The sequence below is a fragment of the Thiocapsa imhoffii genome, assembly GCF_016583985.1.
In the GTDB taxonomy this organism is placed as follows: Bacteria; Pseudomonadota; Gammaproteobacteria; order Chromatiales; family Chromatiaceae; genus Thiocapsa; species Thiocapsa imhoffii.
This window is the reverse complement of the sequence record NZ_NRSD01000020.1, coordinates 55397-75405: the sequence shown is the minus strand read 5'-3', so window position 1 is coordinate 75405 and position 20009 is coordinate 55397. Positions and strand designations below refer to the sequence as shown.

12 protein-coding genes are annotated in these 20009 nt (G+C 65.2%); 5 read left to right on the top strand and 7 right to left on the bottom strand.

Going from position 1 to position 20009, the window contains the following annotated elements:
• From CKO25_RS16135 to CKO25_RS16120, 4 genes are all read right to left on the bottom strand, one after another.
• Positions 1-599 (bottom strand): DUF6079 family protein (locus CKO25_RS16135; protein WP_242467666.1); only part of this gene is annotated, 599 nt, incomplete at its 3' end.
• A gap of 158 nt (positions 600-757) precedes the next feature.
• Positions 758-1549, bottom strand: a complete 792-nt coding sequence (locus tag CKO25_RS16130) for a hypothetical protein (RefSeq protein ID WP_200388972.1) — start codon at positions 1547-1549, stop codon at positions 758-760.
• 805 nt (positions 1550-2354) lie between these two features.
• Positions 2355-2897, bottom strand: coding sequence for an REP-associated tyrosine transposase (locus tag CKO25_RS16125; protein ID WP_200388971.1), 543 nt, complete (start codon positions 2895-2897; stop codon positions 2355-2357).
• A 127-nt stretch (positions 2898-3024) separates the two neighbouring features.
• Positions 3025-3633, bottom strand: a complete 609-nt coding sequence (locus tag CKO25_RS16120; RefSeq protein ID WP_338115150.1) for a Uma2 family endonuclease — start codon at positions 3631-3633, stop codon at positions 3025-3027.
• A 733-nt stretch (positions 3634-4366) separates the two neighbouring features.
• Here CKO25_RS16120 and CKO25_RS16115 point away from each other — a divergent pair.
• Positions 4367-4738, top strand: a complete 372-nt coding sequence (locus CKO25_RS16115; RefSeq protein ID WP_200388970.1) for a hypothetical protein — start codon at positions 4367-4369, stop codon at positions 4736-4738.
• A 2-nt stretch (positions 4739-4740) separates the two neighbouring features.
• On the opposite strand, the gene pglX is transcribed toward CKO25_RS16115, so the two are convergent.
• Both pglX and pglW read right to left on the bottom strand, forming a co-directional pair.
• Complete coding sequence (pglX, locus tag CKO25_RS16110) at positions 4741-8769, bottom strand: BREX-2 system adenine-specific DNA-methyltransferase PglX (protein WP_200388969.1); 4029 nt, start codon at positions 8767-8769, stop codon at positions 4741-4743.
• Between the two features lie 47 nt (positions 8770-8816).
• On the bottom strand, positions 8817-13064 hold the full coding sequence (gene pglW, locus CKO25_RS16105; RefSeq protein ID WP_200388968.1) for a BREX system serine/threonine kinase PglW: 4248 nt from the start codon (positions 13062-13064) through the stop codon (positions 8817-8819).
• A 419-nt stretch (positions 13065-13483) separates the two neighbouring features.
• Between pglW and CKO25_RS16100 the strand changes: the two genes are divergently transcribed.
• Positions 13484-16882 (top strand): translocation/assembly module TamB domain-containing protein, encoded by a 3399-nt coding sequence (locus CKO25_RS16100; protein WP_200388967.1) that lies wholly within the window; start codon positions 13484-13486, stop codon positions 16880-16882.
• 88 nt (positions 16883-16970) lie between these two features.
• Here CKO25_RS16100 and CKO25_RS16095 read toward each other — a convergent pair whose 3' ends face one another.
• Entirely contained in the window at positions 16971-17462 is a 492-nt protein-coding gene (locus tag CKO25_RS16095; RefSeq protein WP_200388966.1) for a hypothetical protein, read from the bottom strand.
• Positions 17463-17576: 114 nt separating this feature from the next.
• On the opposite strand from CKO25_RS16095, the gene CKO25_RS16090 reads away from it, so the two are divergent.
• From CKO25_RS16090 to CKO25_RS16080, 3 genes are all read left to right on the top strand, one after another.
• Complete coding sequence (locus CKO25_RS16090) at positions 17577-17837, top strand: type II toxin-antitoxin system ParD family antitoxin (RefSeq protein WP_200388965.1); 261 nt, start codon at positions 17577-17579, stop codon at positions 17835-17837.
• A 7-nt stretch (positions 17838-17844) separates the two neighbouring features.
• Complete coding sequence (locus tag CKO25_RS16085; RefSeq protein ID WP_200388964.1) at positions 17845-18132, top strand: type II toxin-antitoxin system RelE/ParE family toxin; 288 nt, start codon at positions 17845-17847, stop codon at positions 18130-18132.
• A 257-nt stretch (positions 18133-18389) separates the two neighbouring features.
• On the top strand, positions 18390-19964 hold the full coding sequence (locus CKO25_RS16080) for an ATP-binding protein (RefSeq protein ID WP_200388963.1): 1575 nt from the start codon (positions 18390-18392) through the stop codon (positions 19962-19964).
• Positions 19965-20009 lie beyond the last annotated feature (45 nt).

Below are 20009 nucleotides of genomic sequence, written 5' to 3'. Positions count from 1 at the left end.
CCCGCGCCCCAATCGCCGTCCGTGCGGTCAGCCCCCGCACTGGCGTGATTCAGCGCGGCGAAGAAGCGGTCGTCACCTAAATGCCCACGCATCACCTGGGCATCGGCGAACAGCCGACTGCTCAGGTAGAAACCGGGGACCGGGGCCCGCGGGTGAAGTCCACGGACATGGCGGGCATAGCCACCGAGCACCCCGGCCTCGATGCTCGGGGCGCCGATCATGTGATAGGGCACCATCAGGATGTTGTGGCCCTGCATCCAATGGCTGTGTTTAGCCACCGCCATCGCCAGTTCCGGGATGGAGCGGGCCTGGACGTTGCCCTGAATCAGCAATTTCAGCACCGCCATGAAGTGCGACTTCCCGGTGCCGAAACTCCCGTGCAGATAGGCGCCCTTGTTGCGGTTCTGTTGGCTGGTCACGGTGCTCTCGATGAAGCTCAGGGCATCCTCGAAACACCGCACCAGCTGCGGGGTGACCACATACTCGCCCAGCGTGCGCGCGATCGCCTCGGGCTCCAGTCCACTGGCGAGGTTGAGCACGAAATCCCCGCGCTGCACGCGCTCGGGGATGTGAATCAGATCCTTGATCAAGATCGACATGAGGGTGGCAAGATCCGTGGGGTGCGAACGCCATCGTTCAACACAAAGAGTGCCACAGTCTAGCCCAAGCGTGTCCCGGTGCAACCCATGATCGGATCCGTAGACCGTCCTGCGTCGCGGCGGGGCGCGGCACATGCCCGCACCCGCCGCGCCTCTGGTTAGCGTGGACGACCGAACTGTTGGATCAGGCAGCGGCGATGATCGCGCAGATCGAGCGGGCTCGCCTTGGCCCGGGTCACCCGGACCCATTGGCCGAACTCGCCAACGTCAGAGGCGAGATTGTTGACCAGGACCGTGCCATTTTGCTGCAGATAGTAGGCTTCACCAACCCGACCGGTATCGATCCGTTCCTGGGTCGTCCGGGTTGGGAAGGAGGCGTCCTCGTGGCTGCTGAAGCCGATCGGAAAGCCAAAGTCATCGTTCCAATCGTCCACGTGCAGGTGCGGCACCGCGTTATCACGAGGGCGCGTCCAGAAGGCCAGACCGGTTTGTGATCCAGGTTGCCCGCGCAGGTCTGGATTCCCCTCCCCCATCATGAAGCCATTGCGAAAGCGCAGCACATCATCATCGACATTCCAAGTGCCGGTCTGCAGCAGTTGCTGGGTGATGGTGTCGAATGCGACATTCAGATAGGGCACGCCATGTCCGTCGACTGGAAACTTGTGGTTGTCGGGATAGGTTCTGAGCAGATTCCCTTGCGGATCATAGAAGGAGACGTCGAATGCCAACAGATCCTCCTCTCGCACAATGCCACTCGTTGGCACCGCATTCTCGTTGTAGCTGAAACGTCCGTTCACCATAAAACCGGCAAATTGCCCGGCCCAGAAAAACTCATAGGCGGCAACCGAGCAAGACCGAATCGAGGCCGGGGCCGCAAGGGCCTGCCCTCCCGTCATGACCAGGATTGTCAGCGCACTGACCGCGACTTGACGAGCTTTCAACCATCTCACGTTGTGATCTCCCGAACACTCCACAATGGATTTCTTATTCTGCAAATGAGATTCATTCGCATCACGAGAGAGAGTAGCAATCGTCCGATAGGGCGTCAACAGATTTCATGAAGACCGGTTGCCATAACCGAACAGCCTCGCCCATCTACACGGCCAGAGGCTTCGTGGCGGTCGGCAGGATGGTGGACAAGGGCAGGCTCAGTCGTGGGGTCAGCCCGGATTAGGCGCTGGTGGGATTTTCCTGCGCTGGTATGAGACGGTCTGAGAGGCTGTATCGAAAGTGGGAGCAAGCCGGTGGGCTCGCCTGTTCCTGATCGCGAAGCCTCTAACCCGCCCTGGTCGCGAAGCTCCGCTTCGTGACCCCAGAGAGGAAGCTCCGCTTCACGACACCCACCGACTGCCAGCGACCGCCCGCCAGGTTCCGGAAGCAGAGCTTCCTCTCGCGCGTGACGCAGCCGGAGCTGCGTCACGCGCATCCGTCGGGGGATCGCGAAGCCTCTACCTCGCTCCTGGTCGCGAAACCTCACACCCGCTCCTGGTCGCGAAGCTCCGCTTCGTGACCCCAGAGAGGAAGCTCCGCTTCACGACACCCACCGACTGCCAGCGACCGCCCGCCAGGTTCCGGAAGCAGAGCTTCCTCTCGCGCGTGACGCAGCCGGAGCTGCGTCACGCGCATCCGTCGGGGGATCGCGAAGCCTCTACCTCGCTCCTGGTCGCGAAACCTCTAACCTGTCCTGGTCGCGAAGCCTCTAACCCGCCCTGGTCGCGAAGCTCCGCTTCGTGACCCCAGGGAGGAAGCTCCGCTTCACGAATCCAGCCAGCGGGTATCCACCTCGATCAACCCGGGCTGCCCGAGGTAGTCACGGGCACTCGACCAACGCCAGTGCTCCGGGAGATCCACGTACCCGCGTTTCACCGGATTGTTGTGTACATAATCCAGCTTCTGCCGCATCACCGCCTCATGCTCAATCCGTTGCGGATGGCTGCCTTCCTCCCAGACCTGATAGGTCGACTCCCGCTTGCCCTCATCCTTGAATAACCGCAGCATCGTCAACAAGCGCCGTGCGCCCGCCTCCTCCAGCACCCGAATCAACTGACGCGCCGTGAACGATTTGAATCGCTGAACATCCCGATCCAGCTCCGGCGCACGCGCGATCAGGTGCAGATGGTTCTCCAAGATCACATAGCCATGCAGCCGAAAGCCACGATGCGCCTGCAGATACCGCCAACTGTCCAAGATCACCTCGACCGTTGCTGGCCGCGTGAAGATCGGCAGCCACTGACTGATCGTCATGGTCAAGAAATACGGCGCGTCATTGCCCAAAAAACGATAGCGGCTGCGCGTCATGGATCCGTCCTCCGTATCTGCCTTGTCCCTGATCGAGACTCATCCGCCGCATCGTCACCCCTTTGCACTGATCGCGTCATGCCGCGGACCCGCCGCAGCACGACACCTAACCAGCCGAGGATTCATTTCATCGCTGCTCCGCGCGGCCCTGTGACCCATCGCCGTCCCACCGGACACCATCATAAAGATCATGCACGAAAAGTCGACAGCGTGGCTGCTCCAACTCGATAACCGCGTCGAGATCCGAATAGGCCGTGAGCAGCCAGCGATCGTCCGGCTGGCGGGTAAAGACGTCGACCGAGACCTGATCTTGTGCGATCAAGAGATAGGTATGCAGACTTGGCAGATGCCGATAGTGGGCAAATTTATTGCCGCGATCGTAGGCCTCGGTCGAGGGCGAGAGCACCTCAGCGATCAGGATCGGATTGGTCAGCACATCGCGCCATTCATCGTGGAAGGCTGGCTCACCGCACAGGACACTCACGTCTGGATAGGCGCAGACATCCGCGGTCTCGATCCGGATCCGCATATCACTGGTGAGGACCGTGCAGGGACCCCCATCGAGCTCATTGCCGAGCCGTCTCGTCAGATGAGCGGTGATCAGATTGTGCTCGTAACTGCCGCCGACCATGGCGAAGACCTGACCCGCGACATACTCATGCTTGGCGTCGATTGATTTGCGCTCGACCGACAGATACTCCTCGAAACCATATCTGGGTAAGAGTTGCGTCAGCACGGCATCGATCCTCCGAGCGAATGAAACCAGCGTCAGTACCAAAGGTAGCCGATCCGGCAAACCCCTGAACGCGCCTAGTGGCGAAGCCTCTACCCCGCTCCTGGTCGCGAAGCCTCACACCCACTCCTGGTCGCGAAGCTCCGCTTCGTGACCACAGGGATGAAGCTCCGCTTCACGACACCCGCCGACTGCCGTCGACCGCCCGCCGGATTCCGGAAGCAGAGCTTCCTCTCGCGCGTGACGCAGCCGGAGCTGCGTCACGAGCATCCGTACAGAGGGTCGCGAAGCCTCACACCCACTCCTGGTCGCGAAGCCTCTAACCTGTCCTGGTCGCGAAGCTCCGCTTCGTGACCCGAGAGATGAAGCTCCGCTTCGCGACATCCGCCGACTGCCGTCGACCGCCCGCCGGATTCCGGAAGCGGAGCTTCCTCTCGCGCGTGACGCAGCCGGAGCTGCGTCACGAGCATCCGTCGGGGGATCGCGAAGCCTCACCCCCACTCCTGGTCGCGAAGCTCCGCTTCGTGACCCGAGAGATGAAGCTCCGCTTCACGACACCCGCCGACTGCCAGCGACCGCCCGCCGGACTCGGGAAGCGGAGCTTCTTCTCGTGCGTGTCGCAGCCGGAGCTGCGTCACGAGCATCCGTCGGTAGATCGTGAAGCCTCTACCTCGCTCCTGGTCGCGAAGCCTCACACCCGCTTCTGGTCGCGAAGCTCCGCTTCGTGACCCGAGAGATGAAGCTCCGCTTCGTGACCCGAGAGATGAAGCTCCGCTTCACGACATCCACCGACTGCCAGCGACCGCCCGCCGGATTCCGGAAGCAGAGCTTCCTCTCGCGCGTGACGCAGCCGGAGCTGCGTCACGAGCATCCGTCGGGGGATCGCGAAGCCTCACCCCAAATACTGGTCGCGAAGCTCCGCTTCGTGACCCGAGAGATGAAGCTCCGCTTCACGACACCCACCGACTGCCAGCGACCGCCCGCCGGATTCGGGAAGCAGAGCTTCTTCTCGTGCGTGACGCAGCCGGAGCTGCGTCACGAGAAGACGGCTAGGCGCTGCGTCGGGCGGGCGTGCTGCGAGCTGTCTCGCGAGGGGAAATCGCTCTGACCTCAGCGTCGACCACGGCGCGGTGCCGCTGGCGCCCAGGTCTGGAGAGTATCGCGCGCGAGTTCCAACTGGCGCAGTTCTTCGTGCAGGAATCCCTCGTAATAGTCACCCAGACGCTCGCCGAACTCGGGGTCGAGGGCGTTGTGCCATTGTTTCAGCCAGGGGCTGAGTTCAGCGAGCGCGACCAGCAGGGGCATGAGGCGGGTTGCGTCCCACCCGTCCTGTTCCTTGCGCTCCAGATACCAGGCGGCGATCGCCTGGGCGCGTTGCAGGTGATCGAGTCCGGCCCAGCCGATCACCAGGGTGGTGTCGCCGGGTCGCTCGCAGCCGGGCAGGCTGAAGAAGCGCTCCTTGGGGACATCCAGTTTGCCCCGCAGTCCCCAAAAACTGGGTTTACGAAAATCGCTGGCGGCGTATTTGGGCGGCAGCGGGATCTCGCCGATCTGCTCGGCCTTGAGCGCGCGGGCCTGGTCCTGCGTCAGATGGGCGGGGTCGCTCGGCGCGAGTGCGGTGCGCGCATCGATGGCGTCCTCGGCGCGCTGCCGTTCCCAGGTCTCCTGCCAGGCCCGGAATTTGGACATGGCGTTCGGCTTGTAGCGCGCGGCGGCCATCTGGGGCACCTGATCGGACGCGACCAGTTCGCCGGCCAGGGTGCGGGCATCGAAGGTGTCGGAGCCGCTGTAGAGCGCGGCGACCTGTTGGAAGGCTTCGCTGTGGCGGGCGCGCTCGGCGAGTTGGGCAACAGTCAGCAGCGCGGGGGCATGGCAGAGCCCTTCGAGATGATCCAGCAGCCAGTCCTGCAGGGCGCGGCGTTGGCGACTGTCCCAAGGTTCGCGGTTCCAGCGCCGTTTGTATTCGGGTTGCTCGACGAGACGAATCCAGGGGTTGGTCGCGGCAGCGTCCAGCCGCCGTTCGGTCAGCGCCCGGTAGTCGTCCGGCCAGTGGCTGGGGATGGCGGTGATGGGGGTGCTGTGGTGGCGGGCGAACCAGGTGGTCTGGGCCGCGCCGCTGGCCAGACGGCGGGCCAGCGCGATCTCGAACGGACGCTCGCCGAGATGGATCTCGGGTGGGGTGGCGTGGTCGCAGAGGTCTTGGTCGGTCAGGCCGTAGAGACGATAGTTGAGCCAGTCGAGTTCTTCCTGGAGGGCGATCATCTGACAGACGATGGTCGCCGCTTGGGTGCGCGCCTGCTCGAGCAGGGATGGCAACTTGGTGGGGATCCAGTTGTCCGCAAGGACGCGGGCGGGATCCAGGGCGGACAGGCGCTGGGCGGCTTGGTCGAGTGCTGTTGCCAGGGTGCGGGCTTGGGCGTTGGGGTCGGGAGGGATTGGAAAGCCCTTGAGATTTGTGCCCGTATACTCATAGAACTGCTCCCACTCCTCGCTGGCCAATCCCCCTCCAATACCACCCCCTCCCTTGTTGTGAAACACCTGCTTCATCCAGAAACAGGCCGTCGAGCTATTGAGCAGGGCCAGTAGGGCCAGATGATCCTCCTCGCTCGCCCCAGCGGGGAGCTTGATGACCGGTGCGGATTGCTTGAAGACCTTGCCGCCCCGGTCGAGGACGAAATGATTGTGGGTGGCGACGAAGGAGAAGGTGATGGAGAGGGGAGTGCGAAATCGCTTTGGGAAGAACATCGAATGTTCGTACCACCGCAAACCACGCTCTTCAATGAACTGTCCGAAATCCTTGCGATGCCGCAGATGGCAACGAAAAGTCCAGAAGTGCCGCCCGAGAGCCGCTGGTAAAGATTCCAGAGGATCGGCTGTCGTGAGTTCATAAGGCATCAAGGCCCAATCGCGTGGCACGATTTCCCAGTCGCGTACGTCCTCACCAACCACCAAGGGGACCGCAGTTTCGAGCATCATGCGAGTCCAAACCGTACTACGCGGCATGTAAAAGACATCGTCCTCGCCAGTGTGCGTCGTCCGGCCAATCTCCAGAATAAGGCTCTCCAGCAAACCGCCAGCATTTCTGGTCACGCAGCTCCCGCTGCGTGACCCCAGAGATGAAGCTCCAGCTTCATGAGACCGGTCGCCTCGTGAAGCAGAGCTTCGTCGCGCGGGTGACGCAGCGGGAGCTGCGTCACCAGATACGTGGGGGGCGTCATCGGAGGGCTTGATGGCCGTGGCGTTACCTCTGGTCACGAAGCTCCCGCTGCGTGACCCCAGAGATGAAGCTCCAGCTTCATGAGTCCGGTCGCCTCGTGAAGCAGAGCTTCGTCGCGCGGGTGACGCAGCGGGAGCTGCGTCACCAGATGCGTGGGGGGCGTCATCGGGGGGCTGGGTGACCGTGGCGTCGGGGGCCGGGGCGCTGCCGGCGGTCCGGGCGGCGGACTCGATCAGCTCTTTCAGCTCGGACGCACCACCTCCCCCGATACTCCAAGGATGCCGCGCATAGAGCCCGCGATCCTGATCCACCACGCTGACAAAGTCGCTCTCGCTCCCGGGCCGCTCCAGTAAATCGACAATCGACCGCCACACCAACCCCTGGGCCGCGTCCTCGGGCGTGCTCGGCTCGCCGCGAATCCCGAGCACGGCGCGCAGCCGTTCACCACGGGAGGTCTGATTGCGCCCGAACAGGATCACCGTCGGTGTGCCATGCCCCGGGATATAGGCCCCGGAGGTATCGATGACATGGGTGAGATCCTTACGCGGCAGAAAGTCCTCGATCAGCTTCTTGCCAAACTCGCGCTTCATGAAGCTGTTGGCCGTGATCATGCCGACGAAACCGGCCGGGCGGTTGTCCTGCGCTGGCACGGCTAGATCGAAGAAGCGCTCGGTGAAAGGCACCCCGAGTGAGTATTGACGATGACAGGTCGGATACTTGTCCCGATACCCCTGATTCAGCGCCTTGTCCTTCACGGTGATATAGGGCGGGTTGCCGACCACGACCGGATAGCGCTGCCCGAGGATGCGCTCCAGTTTGGCCTGGTCCTCGACCTCGAAGACATGGGCGAGCGAGTCATCGAGCAGGTCGCGCTGGATGCCCTGCCCCTGTGATTCGTGCCGCCGTCCATGCAGGAGAGAATCGCCCACGGCGAGGTTGAACTGGAAGTCCGGCGCGTCCTTGAGCTTACGGCTGCCCGCCGCCTTCATCGCCGCGATCAGCAGCCGGAAGCGGGCGATGGCCACCGCATAGGGATTGATGTCGACGCCGTGGATGGCATCGAGCGCCCGTTGGGCGAGGGCGCGGGCGTTGGTGCCGGGCTCGCGCCGCTGCCAGGCATCGAACAGCCGCTCGAAGCCGGTCAGGAGGAAATGACCCGAGCCGCAGGTCGGGTCGATCAGTTTGAGCCCCGGCAGCCCGAAGGCATCCTTGGCCGGCTCGAGGGTGTGATCGAGGATGAAGCGCTCGACAAACTCCGGGGTCTGAAGCAGCGCATAGCGTTTGCGCACGCTCTCGGAGAGGTCTTGGTAGAGATCACCGAGGAAGCGGGTATCCCAGCCGCCATCCGGGCGGTCGTCGGTGAAGTCGTGGACGATGGCGCCGGTTTCAGGATCGAGCCGCTGGAAGAAGTCGATCAGCCGCTTGGCGCCGTCGGCCGAGAGCGGCAGTTGCCAGAGGGGATTGTGGGCGCGGTCGAGCAGCTCGGCCATCGCCGGCAGGGTCGAGAGTTCCTCGAAGACGGCGAGCAGATAGTCGCGCTCGGCATGGGTCGGATGCTCGGCGAAATAGACGCTCAGGCGGTCCTTCGCCTGCTGCAAGGGTCCCTGCCCCGCTCCCGCAACCGAGCCCGGTCCAGAACCCTCGGCCGGCCCCGCGAGCATGGGCATCTCGAGCAGGCCATTGTCTTCGAGAAACCGCACGAAGACGCCGGTCAACACCCAGGCCGCCGCGGCTTGGGTGATCTGTGCCGCGCGCCAGGCAACCAGATGCTCCGAGGTGCGTTGCGCCGCCCGCGCCTTGGCATACTCGGCCTCCAGATGCGCCGCCAGCTCGGGCCGCGTCTGGCTGTAGTCCAGGAGATCCTGCTCTAACTTCGGCAGCAGGGATTGGAGGTCGGCAAGCAGGCGTTGTGGCTGGATCATCTGGTACTCATCTGGTGCTCATCTGGATTCGGGGCCACTCAGCACGGCTATTGGGCTGACGCCCGACCCGCGGGGGGTTCCGCGGCACCGAGCCAGGCACTCGGAATCCGCGCGAACTCCCGACTGCCGGCGCCACTGGGCACGCTCACCCCTTCGAGGACGGCACCCGCGGTGGCGGTCTCGTTGGCGATGAGCAGCAACAGGGCCTGCGCCCGCGGATCCTCGTGGAGCTGCCGGCGCAGCGCGCCGAGCCAGCTGTCCACCAGGCCATAGCGGGCGATGAGTCCGGCATCGGTGAGCAGCACGGGACGCCCCACCGAGCGGATCTCCTCGGTCATCCCCGGGAGGACGCGCCGCACCAGTCCTTGCAGCCGTGACCAATCGATACTGCGCGGATCGGCGGCATCGGCCTTGAGCACAACCCGCCAGTCGGGCGGATGGGTCATGCCGTCGCACAGCGCATGCAGATGACGCAGCAGCAGGGCGTCGAAGCTGATGAGGGCGAGTCCGAAGGTGGTGACGAGATGGTGCTGGGCACGCGACCAGAGTCGCGGGCGCACCGAGAGGGCGAGGAAGCGTGAGTCGTCGAGGGCATTGCGCACGATCTGCTCGAAGAGCTGGAGTTCACGCGCGGCACTGACCTCGCTGGTCTCATGGTGGGTGAGATGCAAACTGGTCTGGGTGGTGGTGAAGACACTGCCCACGGCACCGAGGGCGCCGGCCTGGGGTCGGCAATAGGCACCGCGCTGATCTCCATGCTCGGCCTGGGAGTCCCAAACCAGCCCCAGTTCGAGCGCGTCCAACAGCCGATCGAGCTGCGGTCGGCCCGGTAATGGCTCGGCCTCGGGATAACGGCCTTGGATGCGATTCTGGACCTCGGCGACCGAGAGCTTGGCGGTGCCGAGGAGCGCGCCTTGAGCGAGTTCCAGACTGCGCGCGGCGGCCATCCCCTTCGGATAGAACTCGGCCCGGCTCGAGAGCGCGGCCCCCTGCGAGGCGGCGACCGCCAGGCGCAACAGGCGGTGATGGCTGAGCGTCGCGCTGGCCTGCGGGGCCGGGAGCGCGCGGATGCGCTCCAACGCGCGCACCGGGGCGAGCAAGGTCGGCTGCTCGGCGCAGGCATCGGCGAGCTGCCCCAGGGTCGCGGCATAATCGGCCAGTGCCTCGCCGAGTCCCTGGGTCTCATCGGCGATGAGGATGCGTTTGCCGCTACGCCGCAGCACCCAGCGTGATTCCTGGCGGGCGAGTTCGGTCTCGATCGCCGCGCGCACCACCGCCTGTGCCCAGCGTTCGCGTGTCGGGGAGGATCGCACCGAACCCCGGCGGAGCAGCACGGCCTCGGCCAGTTCGATGGCGGTCATCACCCCACCCTGCTCCGCAAGCAACTCGGCGATGTCGTGACGCAGTTGGGTGATGAACGGATGTTTCGACCATTGGGCCAGGACGCGCGCGTGCAGGTCGCGCACCTGCTCCGAGCTGAGGTCGAGCGTAGCGCTCAGCATGAGCAGGGTCGGCCAATAGACGACGTCCGCCGGCCGCTGCTGCTGGTCCTCATCGAGCCCGCCGAGATACTCGGCGAGAAACCGCTGCCGGTTGGGATCGCTCGACTTGGTCGCCGGCGGGAGCAGCTTGCGCAACATCTGATCGACACTGAGCGCCGCGCCCTCTCCCGGGTCCGCGGCGGGTATGCCGCGACCGGGTTCGCTCCGCGCGACCTCGGGCCTTAGGGGCTCGGGTGGGGCCAGTCGAGTCTGCAGCGCGGCAACCACCTCGGACAATTCGCGCCGGGTCTTGGTCCCGACCCCGGTCATGCGCACCAGCTCGTTGCGCGGCAGCCGGATCAGCTCGGCGACGCTGTTGACGTTCAGCCGGCTCAGGGTGTCTAGGGCTTGGGCCGAGAGTGGCAGCAAACCGATCTGGGTGTCGAGCTGGGCCTCGCTGATCGGGCAGCGCGAGGGCTCCGCCCCAGTGGGCGGATGACGGGTGGTTTCCAGCGTGGCCTGGTGGAAGAGCTGCCGCCAGGCGCGCAGCATGTCCTCGGCATTGCCGAAGCGTGCCTTGACGTCGCGCGCCAGGGCGCTGCGGAAGAAGGCGGTCAGACCCTCGCGCACACTGGGGTCGAAGACGGCCGGGTCGATCTCCAAGGCGCCTTCGATCAGCGGCGGCAGACCGGCGCTCTCGGCCCAGTTCGGCAGCCGCCCACTGGCCATCTCATAGAGGGTCAGGGCCGCGGCGAACCGCTCCGCGTAATCGTCCCAGCGGCGGCGGCCGGGATCGCGAATGAAGGGGTCGAGATAGGCCAGGGTGCCGGCGCTGAAGTTCTCGGGGCTGATGCCGGCGAGCGAGAAGTCGAAGAGTACCAGATGCAACTGGCGCCCCTGCATCATGAGACCGATGTTCGCCGGTTTGAGATCGCGGTGGGACAGGCCCTTGTCTTCGAGGTGTCGCAATGCGCCCAGCAGATCCTCGCCAAAGCGCTCCAGCAGCTCGCATTGGATGGGACCGAGCTCGCGCAGTCGCTCGGCAAGGGTGCCCTCGGCGGCGTGGTCGAGCAGCAGCGCGGTGTGGCCGAGAATGTCTTGGGTCGCGTGGCAGGCGATGATGGCCTGATGATGGAGCTTGCGCAGGGTGGCGGCTTCCTGGCGCAGACGGTCATTGTGCTCGGGGGTAGCCGCGAGCTTGAGCACGCGCTCCTGGCCCTGATGCGTGACCACGAAGGTGACCGAGCTGGCCCCGCGCCCGAGACGTTTGAGCACCCGGATGCCGCCCTCGAAGGTCTCGCCCGGGAGCGCGGCGGCCGGATCGGCCCGGCGCTCGCTGTCGGGACGGGTGAGTTCGTCCTCGACGGCGGTCAGATTGTCGAGAAACTCCGCGACCGAGGCGGTCCGGCAGCCAAGATCCGGATGGGTGGCGTACTGCACCAGATATTGCAATTCGGTACAGGCACCGTTGAGCGCATCGGTGACCTGCAGACCCTTGCCATTGCTGAGTTTATCCTGGAGTTCCAGGTCACTTGCGGCAGGCGGCTGACCGGTGAAGAGCAAATAGGCAATGGCCCCGAGCGAGAAGACATCGAGCGAGACGCTGTCGCTGGTGGCGCCCCCCCAGGCCTCGGCGTGGGCCTCGAGCGCGAGATAGGGACCGGCCTCCTCTTGCAGCAGACCGCTCAGATGGCTGAGTGCCAGGCGGGTCCGCGGCTCGGTCTCCATGGTCCGGCGCGCGGTGGCCCAGTTGGCGATCTTGGCGCTGAGCATCCCATCCTCGCCGCGGCGCACGAGAATGCTCTGGGGACTGAGCGCACGATGATAGAGGTGTTTGCCGTGGGCGAAGCCCACCGCCTCGGCGATCTGGCGCAAGAGTGTCAGGGCATCCTGCAGATCCAGTGCTTGCCCGGCGCCCCGCGCAACCAGAAAGTGATCCAGCCGCAGGTGCGCGGGGTCGTAGTCGTAGACCAGGGCCGGGCCTTGGTCATGCTGCTGGTAGTCACGGGCCGGCAAAATTCCCGGGTGTTCGATGCCCTCGAGCAGCCGAAACTCCAGGCGCGCGGCCTGACGCAGGAGCGCGGCTTCAGCCTCGGGCCGGCCTTGGGTGAGATAGATGCGAATGCGCCGCTGAACACCGGTCTCGCTATGGGTGGCGAGCCAGTCCTGGAAGTGATCCGCCTCGTCGAGCAGGTCACCCAGTTCATAGAGCCCCACCCGCCGGGCGCGCGGCGATTCCTTGATGCCGGCCTCCTCCAGCGCGCGCGCGACGGCCTTGGAGGCGGGGCGATCGAGCGGGCGACGGGTCCCGTCGCGTTGGAGCTGGCAGAGCGCATCCTTGATGCTCGAGCGGGTGCACACCTGCAACCGCGCCGGACCCTGCAGCGTGTTCACCACCTGCTCGGCGGAGAGGAAGACCAGGGTGTCGATGAAGGGCAGACGTCCGCGACCTTGGCGGTTGCCGAGGTGCGCCGAGTGCTGGCTCTCCAGCAGTGACTTGAGCTTCTTGGCCTTGCGATCGGCGAGCAGCCGCGGGTTGTCAAAGACGCGACGGCGAGACTCGTGGGTCCAGACCCAAGTCCCCGCATCTCCACTGATCTCGCCGGGATGGGATTTGATCTCGACCAGGAAGAGTCCCTTGGGCGTCAGAACCAGGACATCCACCTCGTTGATGGAGCCGTCGAGGGCGATGAACTCGAAGTTCGCCCAGGCGCGATAGGGCTCGTGATTGGGCAGCATCGCCTTGAGATAAGCGAGTGCCTCACGCTCCCAAGCGAAATCCGAGGGGGTGATCTGCTTCCAGAGCTGATCCATGCCGGGTGTGCAATCCCATCGTGCCGTGACGCCAATGAGGAGAGATCATAGCAGGACGCACCGCGATGGTGAGCCTTGGTCGAATCACCCGTCGGCGTTCCGCTGGTCGTCGAGGCGGCGGCTCGTCCAGCGTTGATGCAGCCATGATCACGGCGCCAGCGGCGCCGAATCAGCGGGCAGGGCGCACGCGAACGCTCAGCACAGACTGGTTCGCGGGGTTGATGTCGCACTCATACGTCTGATGTTGCCACGCTCGGGAGGCAATCTGGAACCGCACTGAATCCCCGATATCGATCAGGCGCTCCATGTGTTCCTGAGCCGTGTTGATTGACCATGCTCCCAAAATGGGAGACCCTCTTGAGCGAAGTTCACGCTTTTGCAGTTGCTGGATGACACCTTCCTTCCGGAGTAACAGGCGATTGTCCGAATCCGAGGACCAGACCTCCGCCCCGCCCGGATCGATCAGACGGCGGGCGCTCCTCGTCACGGCGCTGCTCCTCGGGCTGAGCGCGGCACTCGCACTGTCGGTCCATCCGCTGCTGAACAGCCGTTGGTTTCAGGAGCGTCTTTCCGAGCACAGCGGCCTGAGCATCGCCTGGGAGTCGGTACGCCTTCGCCCGAGCGGACAGCTTCGGCTGCGGGACTTGCGCATCGAGCGCGACGACCCGGACTGGCCCCTCGCCCTCGCCCTGCATCAAGCATCCTTGCAACTCGACCTGGCCGCGCTCCTGCGCCGCGAGCTGCGGGTCCTGAGGCTCGAGGCCGAGGGCATACGCTCGCTGCGCCTCGGGAATGACCGGCTGGAGGGCGACGGCGACCTCGCAATCGAAGGTGCCGCGTTGCGCGGCGATCACCTCCAGGTCGACAGTCTGCGTTTCGACCTGGACCAGGCCAGCGTGCTCCGCGAAGACGCTGTTTTGTCGCGCGATCTGGCGATTGCCGCGCACCTGCAACTTGCCCCGCTCACCCTCGCCGAAAACCCGGGCGCGCAGATCCTGCGCTTCATCTCGGGCGATCTGACCCTCTCGGCGAAGGCCGATGCCTGGGACCTCTTCAACGATGATCTGCAAGAGATCCCCTGGTTGAGCCTGTCCGGATACGGCGACCTCACGGCCGCGCTGTCGATCGACCGGGGCCACCTCGAGCCCGGCAGTCGACTGCGTCTCGACTCGCCCTCGCTCGGCGTGACGCTGAATCCCGGTGCGGATGCCGATGGCACACCGCGGCCGATCGGCGACACCAGCCTCTACCGACTCTCCGGCGCCGGGCGCGTCGAGCTTCAGGTGGTTTCCAACGGAGAGGGCCGAACCGAAACGGTCCTCGGCATCGACCTCACTGATGTGGAGATGCGCGACCAAGGCGAGGACACGCGATTCCTCGACAGCCGAGCGTTTCGCCTGGAGTCGCGCATCGCCGGGGCCAACCTCCTCCAACCCCCGGACCGACCCGAGCAGACCACGCTCAGGTGGACATCGGCCGTCGTCCCGGACATCGCCGTCTTCTCGCGCTATCTCCCGCCGGGCAGCCCGGTGGCCGTGCGCGGCGGCCTGGCCGGACTCGATGCCGTCCTCACCTGGGAGGACGACCGGCTGCACGGCACGCTCGATCTGCATGGCGACGAGGTCCGATTGACCCTGCTGGAGACCGACGTCGAGGGCAAGCTCCGACTCGATCTGCGCATCAACGGACTGAACTCGACCGACCAGACACTGGACCTGTCGAGCACCCGGCTGCACCTGGAGGCCCTCGCCGACGCGCTACCAGATCAGTCCGCCCCCTTAATCACCCAATTCAGCCTCGACGATGCCCGATTCAGGCTCACCCGTCCCATCGCCGAGTTGCGGGCCATGAACCAACGCCCCGACCCGCTCCCTATTGACGGACACCTCCGACTCTCCGGCGAGATCAGCCACCTCGGCTTCTTCGACGCCTTCCTGGGTCACACCCTGGGTGGCCGCGGCATCCGACTCGACGGCCGTGGCACCCTGCTCACCGAGTTGAACATCGTCGACAGCCAGCCCGCCAGCGGCAGCCGTCTGACGGTCGAGGCCGGTACGCTCAGCGCGCGCCTCCTGGACTTCGAGATCGGCGGCACCGGCGCACTCGATGCCCGCTGGCAAGACGGCAACGCGGGCGAGACACTGACGCTGGAGGCCCGTTTCAGCGAGGCCCGTCTCCGGCATCGGGACGATCCCCGGCCGCTACTCGATGCGGCCGACATCGCACTGGATATCGAAACACCCGCGCCGTCCGGCCAAGCCTTGGCCGACCTCTCGGCCGATGCCGCGCGCGTCACCTTGCGCTGGGACGGCGCCCGGATGCCGGATGTCGGCGTGCTCAACCGTTATCTCCCGGAACAGGCACCCTTTCGATTGCGCAACGGCAGCGCCCTGAGCGAGGGCCTGGTCCGACTCGACGCCCAGCAGGCCAGCGGCAGTCTGCGGCTCAAGGGCGAGGGCATCAGCGGCGAGCTCTTCGAGACCGCGGTCGAGGGCGGATTGCGTCTCGACCTCGCGCTGCGGACGCTGAGCCTGGACGGCAGTATGCTCGACCTCTCCGGCACCAGCGTCGAGCTGCACGCCGCCGGGGATGCCCGCAACGAGCGACTGCGCACCACCCTAGATCTGAAAGAAGCCCGCTTCACCGACTGGCTGGATGCAGCGAACAAGCCCAACCGTGCCCTGCAAGGCCGCATCGCGCTCGAGGGGCGCGTCACCCAACTCGGCTTTCTGGACAACTTTCTGCCGCGCGAGCACGGCGTGCGGGTGCGCGGCGAAGGGCGGATCGATGCCGACCTCATCCTGGGCCACGAGACACTCGCGCCCGGCAGCCGGGTGCGGATCGACGCCACACCGCTCCAGGTCGACTTCCTGGACTATCGCGCAGAGGGCGACGGCCGGCTGAGCCTCGTGACCGACGGGCGCGAGCGCGATCCGGGCGCCGCGCTGGAGCTGACGCTCCCCCGCTTCTCGCTCGGACGCCAAGCGGGCTCAGAGAGCGATATCGAGGGACGGAACCTCAACCTGCAGACCCGGACACCCAGCCTGAAGCGGGCGACCGGCGCCAACCCGGCCCTTAACATGACCACCCGGATCAGCCTGCCCGAAGCGAAGCTGATGGATCTCTCGGTCTACAACCGCTACCTCCCGGCAGACGCCGGCCTCGCGCTGCTCTCCGGCAGCGCGGATCTGAGCATGCTCTTCCATCTCGACGGTCACAAAGCCAACGGCGAGATCGACCTGACGAGCCACGACACGCGCATCCGCATGGACACGCAAGAGCTCGGCGGCAACCTCGTGCTGGAGGCCCGGCTCCGCGAAGGCGACATCGCGTCCATGACCTTCGATGCCTCCGGCTCGCGCATCCGGCTCGACGGGATGACACTGACCGCGTCCGACGGCAGCGAAACCGCCGATTGGTGGGCAGAGCTCCGACTCGACGAGGCCCGATTGGTCTGGACCGAGCCGCTCGGACTCGAATCCCGGCTGTCGCTCGGGATGCGCGACACCGGTCTGCTCGCCCGACTCTTTGTCGCCCAAGCGCGCGAGCGCGATTGGCTCGGACGCCTGCTCACCGTCCCCGACGTTGCGGGCACGGCCCGGATCCGGCTGCGCGAGGAAAGTATCCATCTCTGGAATGCACGCCTCAGCGCCGGCCCGCTCGTCCTCTTCGCCGACCTGAAGATGCAGGACTCCCTTCTCAACGGCGAGCTCTCCGCGGTGATTCAACCGTTCAGCGTCTCGATCAGCCTCACCGACAGCACGCCAAAACTGCACCTCATCAACTCGCCGGGGCGCTCCGGAGATAACAAGAAGTGACCTCGGGGCTCGCGTCGGTTCGCTGCCAAAGCTCGGTACCTCGTTCCGACAGCACCATCGGCGGCCCGAAGGTGACCGTTGTTCACCTTCACCGTTTCATCGACAAGGAGCATAGGACCGAGAGTGAACGCATACCGAAGCGGTTTCGCAAGAACCAGCATGATGGCGACAGGCGGGGCTCTGGCGCTCTCCGCACTGCGGCCACACTGGTCGCCCCGACCGTCGCGCTGCCGCCAGCGAGGCGCAGGAACAGCCGGGTGCGCGCCGGATCAAAGGGCACCGCACGCCCCGTCCCCGTCACCACCACCGTGAAGGTCAACGCCTGACCGGACGCCACCGAACGCGTCAGGGCCGCGCCACAGTCCACGAAGCGCCCGCTCGCGTCGGTCTCGCAGACCTGCATCTGCAGCGGCAACCCAGCGCCGCCATCATCCGCCGAGACCCGCACCGTGCCTGCTCGCCCGATGTTGATCGCCGCCGCCTGCAAGCGCGTGCAGGCCACGCCCCTACGGGGATCCGGCAAGCCGAAGACCACCCGTTGGAGGCGCCAGGAGTTGAAGTGCGCGATGGGTAGAGCCACAGCTTCCGGCCAAGACGCGTCCTGCTTGTGCTGGATTCGTGCGAGGTTTCAGGCTACAAATGATCGCCTCTATCTCGTCACCGTCACTGTCGCCGAAGCGGAGGACCTAGGCACATGAACATCTCCCTGACTCCCCATCTTGAGGAACTGGTGAAAGGCAAGGTTGCGAGCGGGCTTTACAATTCCGAAAGCGAGGTGATGCATGAGGCCCTGCGTCTCTTGGAGGAACGCGACCAGGAGCGCGACTTACGACTTGCGGAGCTAAAAGACGCCATCCAGAAAGGGATCGACAGTGGCGAGGCAACCCCGTTGGATGTCCAAGACATCAAGGCGCGAGGCCGCAAGCGGCTTGCTGCGCAACAAGGCTCAGGATGACATTCCAATGCCGCGGTTACTGAAACGACCGGAAGCGGAAAGCGACCTCGACGATATTTGGTGGTACATCGCCCAGGATAGTCCGCATAATGCGGATCGATTTCTTGATCGGATCGAGGAGCGATGCCTCGCTCTCGCTGACTTTCCGAACACAGGGGCTCCCCGCGACGAGCTTCGGCCGGGCTTGCGAAGCCATCCCGAAGGAAACTATTTGATCTTCTATTTTCCGCTCGACGACGGCATCGAACTCGTCCGAGTCCTTTGCGGATCCCGTGATTTGGAACGCCTTCTATAGTCAATAAGACCACTTGAACCTCAGGGTTCCTAGTGCGCTGATCTGCGGCACGCCCCGTGACGACTCCGCCTTATCGGCTGCGATTGTAAATCGCACCATCACGACCGAAGCATCTCGTGGGGCGTCCCTTGGCCGCGCTTGAACCTCTCCGCCATGCCAGCGCCGGCAAGACTGCGCCTACGGCATCGTTCTGGTCAGCGATGCGGGCGAAACCCGCGTGCTATGCTCGGGCCATGCCTTCACCCACGAGGTGTCCGATGCGCTTTTTCACCACCGAAGGCCCAGTTCGACCGGAGGATCACTACTGCCTTCCGCCGCTGGAACGTTGGGATCTGGACGAGGTCCCGATGCTGATCCAACAAAAGAAGTATTTCCTGCTCCACGCCCCGCGCCAAACCGGCAAGACCACTTGCCTGCTGGCTCTAATGGAGCATCTGAACCGGGACGGACGCTATCGCGCCGTCTATGCCAACATCGAGGCGGCTCAGACAACGCGCGAGGACGTCGCGCGCGGCATGGCGGCGATCTGTAGCGTGTTGGGGCGTTCCATCACGCATGATCTGGGCGACACCCGGGTCGACGTCTGGCAACAGGGCGAGGGTGGTACTCTGGCCCCCGAAGACCGTCTCACCCGGTTGCTGGCGTTCTGGGCCAGTCTCGATGCACGCCCGGCGATCCTCTTGCTCGACGAGGTCGACGCCCTGGTGGGCGATACCCTGATCAGCCTGCTGCGCCAGTTGCGTGCCGGCTATCCGCAACGCCCGACGGATTTTCCGCAGACGGTCATCCTGTGCGGCGTGCGCGATCTCCGCGACTACCGAATCCACTCCAGCGCCGAGGCGGCGATCATCACTGGCGGCAGTGCCTTCAACATCAAGGCCAAGTCATTGCGGCTCGGTGACTTCACCGCCGCCGAGGTCCAGACGCTGCTGCTCGAGCACACCGCCGAGACCGGTCAGGTCTTCACCCCCGAAGCACTGGCGCGGGTCTGGGAACTCACCCTGGGTCAGCCCTGGCTGGTCAACGCGCTGGCCTACCGCGCCTGCTTCGAGATGCCCGCGGGCCGTGACCGGACGCAGCCCATCACCCGGGCGCTGATCGATCAGGCCCAGGAGGGGATGATCCTAGAGCGCGTCACGCATCTCGACCAGTTGGCCGACAAGCTGCGCGAGCCGCGGGTGCGCCGGGTGATCGAGCCGATGCTGGCGGGGACCGCTCTCGGTGAGGTGACGGAGGATGATCGCCAGTATCTGGTGGACCTAGGCCTGCTGCGGCGCGACGTCGAGGGCGGGCTGGTGATCGCCAATCCCATCTACCGCGAAGTGCTGCCGCGGGCGTTGGCGAGCGGGCCGCAGGATTCGCTGCCCCGCATCGCCCCGACCTGGTTGAACAGCGATGGCAGCCTCAACACCGATCGCTTGCTCGATGCCTTCCTCGCCTTTTGGCGCCAGCACGGCGAGCCACTGCTGCGCAGCGCGCCCTATCACGAGATCGCCCCGCATCTGGTGTTGATGGCCTTTCTGCATCGGGTCATCAATGGCGGCGGCACCCTGGAGCGCGAATATGCCATCGGCATGGGGCGGATGGATCTGTGCCTACGCTACGGGATGGTCACCCTGGGCATGGAGCTGAAGGTGTGGCGCGAGGGGGCGCCCGATCCGCTCGGTGAGGGACTGGAACAACTGGATGCGTATCTGGCCGGCTTGGGGTTGGAGACCGGCTGGCTGGTGATCTTCGACCGGCGCGCCGCTCAACCGCCGATCCGCGAGCGCACCGGGGTCAGCGCGGCGAAGAGTCTGCACGGGCGGTGCATTGAGGTAATCAGGGCCTAAACCGCTTGGGGTCAAGCCGATCCCGTCGCCCGTGCAGCAGAGGCG